This is a genomic window from Pseudoalteromonas sp. 31A1 (assembly GCF_011378815.1).
Lineage (GTDB): Bacteria > Pseudomonadota > Gammaproteobacteria > Enterobacterales > Alteromonadaceae > Pseudoalteromonas > Pseudoalteromonas arctica.
On record NZ_WTKY01000040.1, the window covers coordinates 1 to 9,257 of the forward strand.

The 9,257-nt window shown below is 40.1% G+C and carries 6 protein-coding genes and 1 pseudogene; all 7 read right to left on the reverse strand.

Going from position 1 to position 9,257, the window contains the following annotated elements; all coding sequences use genetic code 11:
* Positions 1 to 338 (reverse strand): annotated as a pseudogene (locus tag GQR52_RS19795) (hypothetical protein); the annotation flags it as partial.
* Positions 339 to 475: 137 nt separating this feature from the next.
* The gene (locus GQR52_RS19800; protein WP_165729549.1) at positions 476 to 865 is read right to left on the reverse strand and encodes a hypothetical protein; all 390 of its coding nucleotides are present in this window, start codon (positions 863 to 865) and stop codon (positions 476 to 478) included.
* A 2-nt stretch (positions 866 to 867) separates the two neighbouring features.
* A complete protein-coding gene (locus tag GQR52_RS20595) occupies positions 868 to 1,947 on the reverse strand; it encodes a hypothetical protein (RefSeq protein WP_240914500.1) in 1,080 nt (359 codons plus the stop codon).
* Positions 1,948 to 2,109: 162 nt separating this feature from the next.
* On the reverse strand, positions 2,110 to 6,789 hold the full coding sequence (locus tag GQR52_RS19810; RefSeq protein WP_165729550.1) for an OmpA family protein: 4,680 nt from the start codon (positions 6,787 to 6,789) through the stop codon (positions 2,110 to 2,112).
* 2 nt (positions 6,790 to 6,791) lie between these two features.
* Entirely contained in the window at positions 6,792 to 7,862 is a 1,071-nt protein-coding gene (locus GQR52_RS19815) for a PD40 domain-containing protein (protein ID WP_165729551.1), read from the reverse strand.
* A gap of 137 nt (positions 7,863 to 7,999) precedes the next feature.
* Positions 8,000 to 8,386, reverse strand: coding sequence for a hypothetical protein (locus GQR52_RS19820; RefSeq protein ID WP_165729552.1), 387 nt, complete (start codon positions 8,384 to 8,386; stop codon positions 8,000 to 8,002).
* Between the two features lies 1 nt (position 8,387).
* Positions 8,388 to 9,257 (reverse strand): hypothetical protein (locus GQR52_RS19825; protein ID WP_165729553.1); only part of this gene is annotated, 870 nt, incomplete at its 5' end.

A 9,257-nucleotide genomic window follows, 5' to 3' on the forward strand; every position in this document is an offset into this window, starting at 1 on the left:
ACAGGCCTAAATTGTATAAATACCTCTTCAGGAATAATTCGGCGCCTGTCGGAACCATCTAACCGTGATGACCACAGCGTGCGTACTTCGCTGTATTTGTATTTATTCCAGAACATTAACCGCGGGGTTGAAAATGTATCGGCATCGCCGTACACCTCTTCGCGAATTTCTAGTGGCCACTCTGGATGATTTTTGTGCTCTTTAGCCCATGGGTGTTTAGCAACATCAACCTCTACTTGTGGTGAGCTTTGAGATGAGGGCTCTGAGCAACTGCTCAGCAATAAGCTAAAACAAACGCTGAGGGCGCAAAGCATGCTGTGATTTTTTAAAACCGTCATTATTAAAATCCTTTTACTACATGCACTTATTTACTAGGTAATACAAATAAGCGCTCTCATTAAAACTTGTGTTATTGAGTCAAAGTGCTTGCACTTACTCTTCTACTATTTCTGCCACTTCAATCGAGAGTGTTAAATTACTGATAAGTAAACGGTGTATTTGAGCTACTATAATTTTTTAAGTTATCAACAAACTCTTTAGCCCATCCACTTGGGTTATTATTGGCAATGAGGCCAATGGACTCCATTGGCGGAATAATAATAGGCCGTTGATTATTATTAGCCGTGTAGGCATGAAACGGCTGACGTACTTCTAATGAGTCACTATTTATTGTCGATAAAATACCAGCACTATTTGTTTTTAATACAATAGGCTTTTTTGCATCATATGTGGCTAACTTAGGCTGTTCAGCCACCACGATTCGGTTTGCTACTGGGGTTAACTTACCAACAGGTTTATTGTTTTCAACATAACCAGTTAATAAGTAAACTAATGGGCTTGCAGATCCTTTGCTTAATTCATGCATTGTTAACGTCTCACATCTTGAACTGCTAAGTTAGTAATTGCTACAGGGACTAAAGTTCTCATGCCCCAGATTCCTTTTTCTTTAACTAACTCTTCAGTTTGCACACCTGTTAGTATGTTTTTTGTTCTGATGACACGCTCAGAAAGATAAAACCCATTTTCATCACGTTCTTGCGAGTGCTTTATTCTATACTCTAATTGATAATCTTCCTCTGGAGAGAAAATTATCCCGCCGCCAGTTCCTTCTTCCGAATTTTCTATTTCAGGATTAGCAATATTCACCCAGTGAAAGTGCGCTTTTGGTCTAGCGTGGGTCATAAACGCTAAATACTTGCCTTCTGGTGAAATACGGTGGTTTTTCATTTCCCACGCTCTCGGAAAACCAAAGTTCACTTTACGCACCACTTCACCATTAAACTTATGTATCCAAAAGCCATCGTGCTTTATCGCTAAAAACTCTTTATCACCAGGCAGTAAAAAAGCAGCGCCGCTATGATGAATTTGCGGTCGAGAGGTGAGTTCCCCTGTTGGTACATGGTAATTAAAGTGTTTGCCATCTGAGTAAAAAATGACGTTTTCACTGTCTGAGGTCCAGTTAAACCAAGGGTAGCCACCCCCGCCTGACATGGTAATTAGCTTTTTCTCTTTAGTATCGTATAACTGGCGGGTTGCTCGGTCATTTATATAGCCCGAAATAGCGATATAACGGTTATCTGGTGAGCGTGCTGGTGCATGTATACTAATAGATTCAAGCTTTTGAAATACCGCTTCTGGAATGATACGGCGCCGGTCTGAGCCATCTAACCGTGATGACCACAGTGTGCGCACCTCACTGCCTTTGTATTTATTCCAAAACATTAACCGTGGGGTTGAAAATGTATCTGCATCGCCATACACCTCTTCGCGTATTTCTAGTGGCCATTCTGGGTGGTTTTTGTGCTCTTTAGCCCATGGGTATTTAGCAACATCAACGGCGGTTGTGTTTGTTGAGCTTTGCGATGAGGGCTCTGAGCAACCGCTTAGCAATAAGCTAAAACAAACGCTGAGGGCGCAAAGCATGCTGTTATTTTTTAAAACCGTCATTATTAAAGTCCTTTTAAGCAGTTAAAGTACTGAGCCGTTCTGCACACTATGTCCATACCCTAATAAATAAAAAGCTCATATTCATGAGCTTTTTTATTCTTACTATAATTGCGCTGTTGCGCTCAGTTATGTTGGTAGTAACTACTTAAATTACGAATAAATTTATTCGCTTTTAAAAGCTCCTAGCGGCCTTACTTTCCTCTTTGTAGCATCTTCAACAAACCACTGTTTCACTTCATCTTCAGTCAACCCTTCCTCTGACAAGCGCTTATATAGGTCTTTTTGTGATGGGGTTGAATGATCGCTATTTAGCTCAGCGGCTAATTCTTCTAAATCAGCCTCTGGTAGTGTTTTACCCCAAGGCAAATTGCTATTTGTAGGGTTCGGTAGTGGTAACTTTAACTGCAAGCCATGGTTGCTAATTTTATCGGTCATCGAACCGATATCATTAAAATTAAAGCCCGAATTTCCCGCCGAGTTAAAGCTAGCAATACCTAGCTCCATCGTATATTGCCTGTCTTCTTTGTCAGTAAATATATCACCAAATTGGCTTGTAAATATGTCTCCAAAAGGCCTTAAGCCGTTTACTTTAACACGCTTAGGTGAGTCATATTTCAAACTAAAATTTGCCGCAAAAACAAAAACCTGCTCTTCACCGGCAAATGCTTTAGCGTCTTTGTTATGCCAATTAAGCAGCGCTCGACCCTGTTTACCTTTTTCGTTATAAGGGCCTGCGTTATTCAATAATTCAATTAACTCTTCATACTCTGGGCCTACCTGCTCATCAATTTGGCACTGGTTGTCATACCACTTATCCTCGAATTGATAGTCATCGTCATGCCACGTGTCCACCATTTTATTTAAAATACGTTCTGTTTTATAACCTTTATTTGCATTACGTGTAGCCTTGCCTAAATAGCAAAGTTTTGACTGATACTTCGGGCCTATATCATTAATACCAATAGTTTGCTGCAGTATTAAATCACATGGCACACTACGCCAATCTAAACCAATGAGTTTTTTGGTATAATTATCAGACTCTAGCTCTGTACAGGTCGCTACAACCATAATATCGACTTGGGTATTCCAATCAAAGTCATCAAATATTATGTCATCGCCAAACTGGCGTACTTTAAACCCTAAACTTTGTGCGGCAGCAAATTCACTCTTAAACAAACGAACAACTTGCCCTTGCCTTTGTATTTTACTGGTTATTAAATAAGGTTTACCCTCACCACCAAAGCGCACCAAAATTCTAATGCTTTTTTCCCCAGCAAAAAGCTCTGGATATACAAAGCTTGAGCTACTACTCGTTAAAAAATCTTTTATTAATAGTGACTCTTCATTACCACCATTACGCTTTGTATTTAAATCAACATAAAACTCATTCGCCACAAACTTATTTTTTAAGCCTAAGGCATAGAGGACCTCCGCAGTGTCAGACTCAAAAATCATCTCATCACTATTATCTTTACGCTCCCCCATTAGTGGCAATACAACATTACTGCTACTACCAACTTGTGCACCAATGTAATAACGCATATCAGAAAAATTGTCATCTTGATAATATTCAAGTGCAGAGTCGTTTATAATCGAGTAAAAGGCTTCTTCGTGCACCATAGGCTTGGTACCTAAATACGTTTTTGGCCCTAATTGAAAAAACGGTGTAAATACACAACCAAACTTTCCGGCAAAGTGCTTTTCATTCTCTAATAGCTCAGACTCTACAAGCGGCCTTACAAGCTCTTTATAAGCAAGTTCGTTATTTATTACGCCATCACAGCGCGTTACTTCAAACGTAATAGGTGCAATACCGGTCATCGTGTCGTTAAACACCACGAGAACACGAATCGGGGTGAATGGCGTTAGCCGCTTTAGTTTATTAGCAATAATTGGCAACCATTTTTTTGAAGTCTGGTCTTGATAATATATAGCGCTGTGATGATAGCTCGCCTCACCATATTCAGAAAATACCGGTTCAAATGTGTTTGCAAAGCTTTCGAGGTATTTACTGCCTTCTTTTTCTTGCGTGGCAAATGTGTGAATGGGGAAGTAATTTTGAAATTCAGCCGTAATATAATTATGCTCACGCGCTACTGTCGGCACCGTCATCATATAAAAACCATACGGATTAGATTGCGATTGCAAATAAAGCGTGTTTTCAGGATCTGTAACTGCGGCTTTACGTGCCGCTTTATCTAGCAAGCTGTAGTTGTCACTAAAGCCGTAAAGTGCTTTTTTATCACCATTTTTACTTTGCTTTTGATTGGTAATGCTATCAATTAAAAACACCCAAAACGTATCCATCCTAATTGATGCACCAGGTAAATTAGGCAGTGCCCAGCTATCACCTAATAAAAAGTTTTCTATGTATTGTTTTACTTTATAGCGTTCTAAATTTGAATAATATTGGCTTTTATCACCTTCACGCTGAGCCCTAAGTAGTAACCCCATAAGGCCCGATATGGCCTCTGAGCGCAACCTAAATTGAGCTGCCCATTGTGTACTTTGCTGCGTTTTTCCGTCTTTATTATATTCACTTAATAGCTCATGCATCATACCTTGATTAGCTGCACACTCTTGGCCTAGGCGTTTATCTCGCTGAATTTCTGCGTAATAATGTTTACAGGCGTTATCGAGGAGTGCTTCATCCATTAAATTCGCAGCCGACGTAGCAATAGCGCCACCCGCTTTTATTACCGCTACTGCCGCGGCAATGGGAGCTGTTATTGGGATAAATGCCATAACACCCAGAGCAATGTTAATCATTTGCCACGCCATATCGTCGCCTGTTTCATCTACTTTTATATCATTGGCTACGGTTAAATTACGAAAGCGCTCTAGGCTATCCATACCTTCACGAGACGGGCAAACATTTATTTGGCTAATAGCATACGCCGCAATATGTACACGGCGGTTTTGTGCTCGGCTTGCCTCATCTTTATTATTTATAAGTGGTTGAGCATAACCCAGCCCTAGCACTTCAATACGCGCCTCATCAATGCCTGCTTGGGTAACTAAAATGTGCTTAACAGCCTCTGCTCGTCGCTCAGATAACGCAATATTATAATCGTAATTACCTATATCGCAGGTGTGACCTGCCACGGTTACTTTAAGGCTCTCATTTTGCTTAAGCGCTTTTATAACGGCCTCGCTTTGCTGCAAAATGATATTGCGGTAATCATCGGTTACTTGCTCGCTATTAAGCGAAAACGTCCCTTCAATTACGACATCTTTTACAATTTCTTTGGCACTTAAATGCTCAAAATAATCGTTAGCAACCGTTTTATAGTGCCGTTTAGCTTGCGCTAAATTAGGGATATTTGTACCAAATTGCTGCAACGTAGTTTGCCCAAGTGCTGCAATATTTGTGGTTAAATCAGCTATATTGAGTGCATTACCTGCTGCATCCATTGCTACCTTAGGAATGCCAAGCTTTTTACCTAAACTATTATTATAGCTTTCCATTGCTGCTGGTGTGTTAGCTGGTAAACGCCACAAATTTTCTGCAAGTGCTTGCCGCCAAGCATCGGTTGTAAAGGCAGCGCGAGCTTCACGTAGCTTTTGCCAAGCATCCTGCCCATCTTGCATAGCGAACACAGCATCTAGCGTTGCTTGAATAGTTGTATCTTCTGTTTTATTTAAGTGAGTATGTATTGCTTTAGCAATTTTACTCCCTAAAACAAATTTACCATTAGTGGTAAAATTACCGTTACTAGCACTGGCGGTTATATCGGTATTTATTAACCCTGCGGCTAATTGTGCACGGCCTTTAGCCACCGCCCAGCCATGGCAAAAACTCTCAAAGCCACTGGCTATTTTTATTGGTTCATCGCTAACTTTAGCGCGACCAATTTCTTTACCGTTTTCATCTTTAACACTAATATTTTTAGGGTCATACGTGGCATGCTCGGTTTTTAAATCTTTGGCATAGCTTATTAAGTGGCTATAAAAGCGAGGAAATTGCTTTATTATTGCCTCTTCAACCGAAAGCGGGTCGCAATTAATTACATCAAACTCACCTGCCTCATTTTTTATATCAAAGTGGATCATTTCGGCGAGTTCATAGTAATCGTAGTTATCATCTGACTGAACTGATTTGGCACACCAGTTTGAAATATTAGCTAGGTAGGTATCTTGATCAAGCCTTACTTTGATTCTATACAACCCTTTGGGTAGTATCTTGTTAGTACCTGATATCACTGCTAATTTAGTTTCGCGGTCGAAAGTAGCTGGTATATCCCTTCCCTCTGGTGTTGACAAAACAATATTTGCGCCGGGAGAAAGAAGCGGAATGTTTGGATTAATACTTAAAATTATTGCTCGCGTTTTAGCCAACACATACGCTTGAATAGTTTGTACGTTTTTTTGAGTTATTTCTTTTGCGTACCACTTATTGTAAGTGTCGTCTTCGCTATTTTCTGCAGGCTGTTTTAAATTTGTAACAGGGACTGTTTGTAACTCTAATAACGGCGTATTTGAGCTACTGTAATTTTTTAAGTTATCAACAAACTCTTTCGCCCATCCACTAGGGTTATTATTGGCAATGAGACCAATGGATTCCATTGGCGGAATAATAATAGGCCGTTGATTATTAGCAATGTAGGCATGAAACGGCTGACGTACTTCTAATGAGTCACTATTTATTGTCGATAAAATACCGGAGCTATTTGTTTTTAATACAACAGGTTTTTTTGTATCATAAGTGGCTGACTTTGGTTGTTCAGCAATAACAATTCGGTTTGCTACCGGCGTTAATTTACCCACGGGTGTATTGTTTTTAACATAACCAGTTAATAAATACACGATTGGGCTGGCACTTCCTTTGCTAATGTCATGCATAACTAGTTACTCTGTGCTTTTTGGTTGGTAATAGCTATAGGTGCTATGCTTCTAAGCCCCCACATTCTCATTTCTTTAGTGCGTATTACCTGCTGTTCACCGGTTAAAATATTAGTTTGGGTAATAATACTATAAGTAACTGCCTTGTTGTTTTCATCAACTTCACCTCTAGGGTTATAGCCAAATTTAAGGGTAACATCTTCATCAAGTGAAAAGATTACGCCATTTCCCTCCCCTTTTTCTGAGTGCTCTATTTCAGGGTTTGCTATATTCACCCAATGGAAGTGAAAATCTTCTCTACCATACGTCATAAACGCTAAGTACTTACCATCGGGTGAAATACGGTGGTTTTTCATTTCCCACTTACGTGGAAAACCAAAGTTAACTTTGCGTACTATTTCACCATTAAACTTATGTATCCAAAAGCCATCGTGTTTTATCGCTAAAAACTCTTTATCACCTGGGAGTAAAAAAGCAGCGCCGCTGTGGTGAATTTGAGGTCGAGGGGTTAGCTCCCCTGTTGGTACATGGTAGTTAAAGTTTTTGCCATCTGAGTAAAAAATCACATTTTTACTGTCTGAGGTCCAATTAAACCACGGGTAGCCGCCCCCGCCAGACATAGTGATTAGTTTTTTTTCTTTAGTATCATATAACTGGCGAGTCGCTCGGTCATTTATATAACCCGAAATAGCAATATAACGGTTATCTGGTGAGCGTGCTGGTGGATGCAATCCCGCAGGCTCCATTTGGGTAAAAATTTCTTCTGGAATAATACGACGTCTGTCTGAGCCATCTAACCTTGATGACCAAAGCGTATAAACCTCGCTGTATTTATATTTATTCCAGAACATTAACCGCGGGGTTGAAAATGTATCTGCATCTCCGTACACCTCTTCGCGTATTTCTAGTGGCCATTCTGGGTGGTTTTTATGCTCTTTAGCCCATGGGTATTTAGCAACATCAACCTCTGCTTGTGGTGAACTTTGCGATGAGGGCTCTGAGCACCCGCTTAGCAATAAGCTAAAGCAAACGCTGAGGGCGCAAAGCATGCTGTGATTTTTTAAAAACGTCATTAAAACTATCCTTTTACTACATGCACTTATTTACGAGGTAATATAAATAAGTGCATTCATTAAAACTTGTGTTATTAAAATAAAGTGCTCGTACTTACTCTTCTACTATTTCTGCCACTTCAATCGAGAGTGTTAAATTACTGATAAGTAAACGGTGTATTTGTGCTACTGGAATTTTTTAAATTATCAACAAACTCTTGTGCCCAGCCTGACGGGTTATTATTGGCAATAAGCCCAATAGACTCCATTGGCGGAATAATAATAGGCCGTTGATTATTATCCGTGTAGGCATGAAATGGCTGACGTACGTCTAATGAGTCACTATTTATTGTCGATAAAATACCAGCACTATTTGTTTTTAACACAATAGGCTTATTTGTATCGTACGTGGCTGACTTTGGGCGGTCAGCCACCACGATTCGATTTGCTACCGGGGTTAATTTACCCACCACCTTATTACTTTCAACATAACCTGTTAATAAATACACCAATGGGCTGGCACTTCCTTTGCTCATGTCATGCATTTTATTTTCCTTCTGCTGCTAAATTTGTAACAGCTATTGGACCTAATGTATCAAGACCCCAAATACCACTTTCTTTTACGAGCGCCTCAGCTTGCTCACCGATCACTATATTTTTTGTTCTTATAATCCGCTTTGAAGGGTAGAAGCCATTTTTACCACGCTCTTTTGAAAATTTTGCTACAAACTCCAATTGATAGTCCTCTACTGGAGAAAAAATAACACCATTACCTTCCCCTATTTCTGAATGCTTAACATCAGGGTTGGCAATATTCACCCAGTGAAAATGTGCTTTTGGTCTGCCTTGAGTCATAAAGGCTAAGTATTTGCCATCGGACGAAATACGGTGGTTTTTCATTTCCCACTTACGTGGAAAACCAAAGTTAACTTTGCGGACTACTTCACCATTAAACTTATGTATCCAAAAGCCATCGTGCTTTATGGCTAAAAACTCTTTATCGCCAGGCAGTAAAAAAGCAGCGCCGCTGTGGTGAATTTGAGGTCGAGGGGTTAGCTCCCCTGTTGGTACATGGTAATTAAAGTTTTTGCCATCTGAGTAAAAAATGACGTTTTCACTGTCTGAGGTCCAGTTAAACCAAGGGTAACCGCCCCCGCCAGACATGGTAATTAGCTTTTTCTCTTTGGTGTCGTAAAGCTGACGAGTTGCTCGGTCATTTATATAGCCCGAAATAGCAATATAACGGTTATCTGGTGAGCGTGCTGGTGGATGCAATCCCGCAGGCTCCAGTTGGGTAAAAATTTCTTCAGGAATTATGCGTCGCCTATCTGAGCCATCTAACCTTGATGACCAAAGCGTATAAACCTCGCTGTATTTATATTTATTCCAGAACATTAACCGCGGGGTTGAAAATGT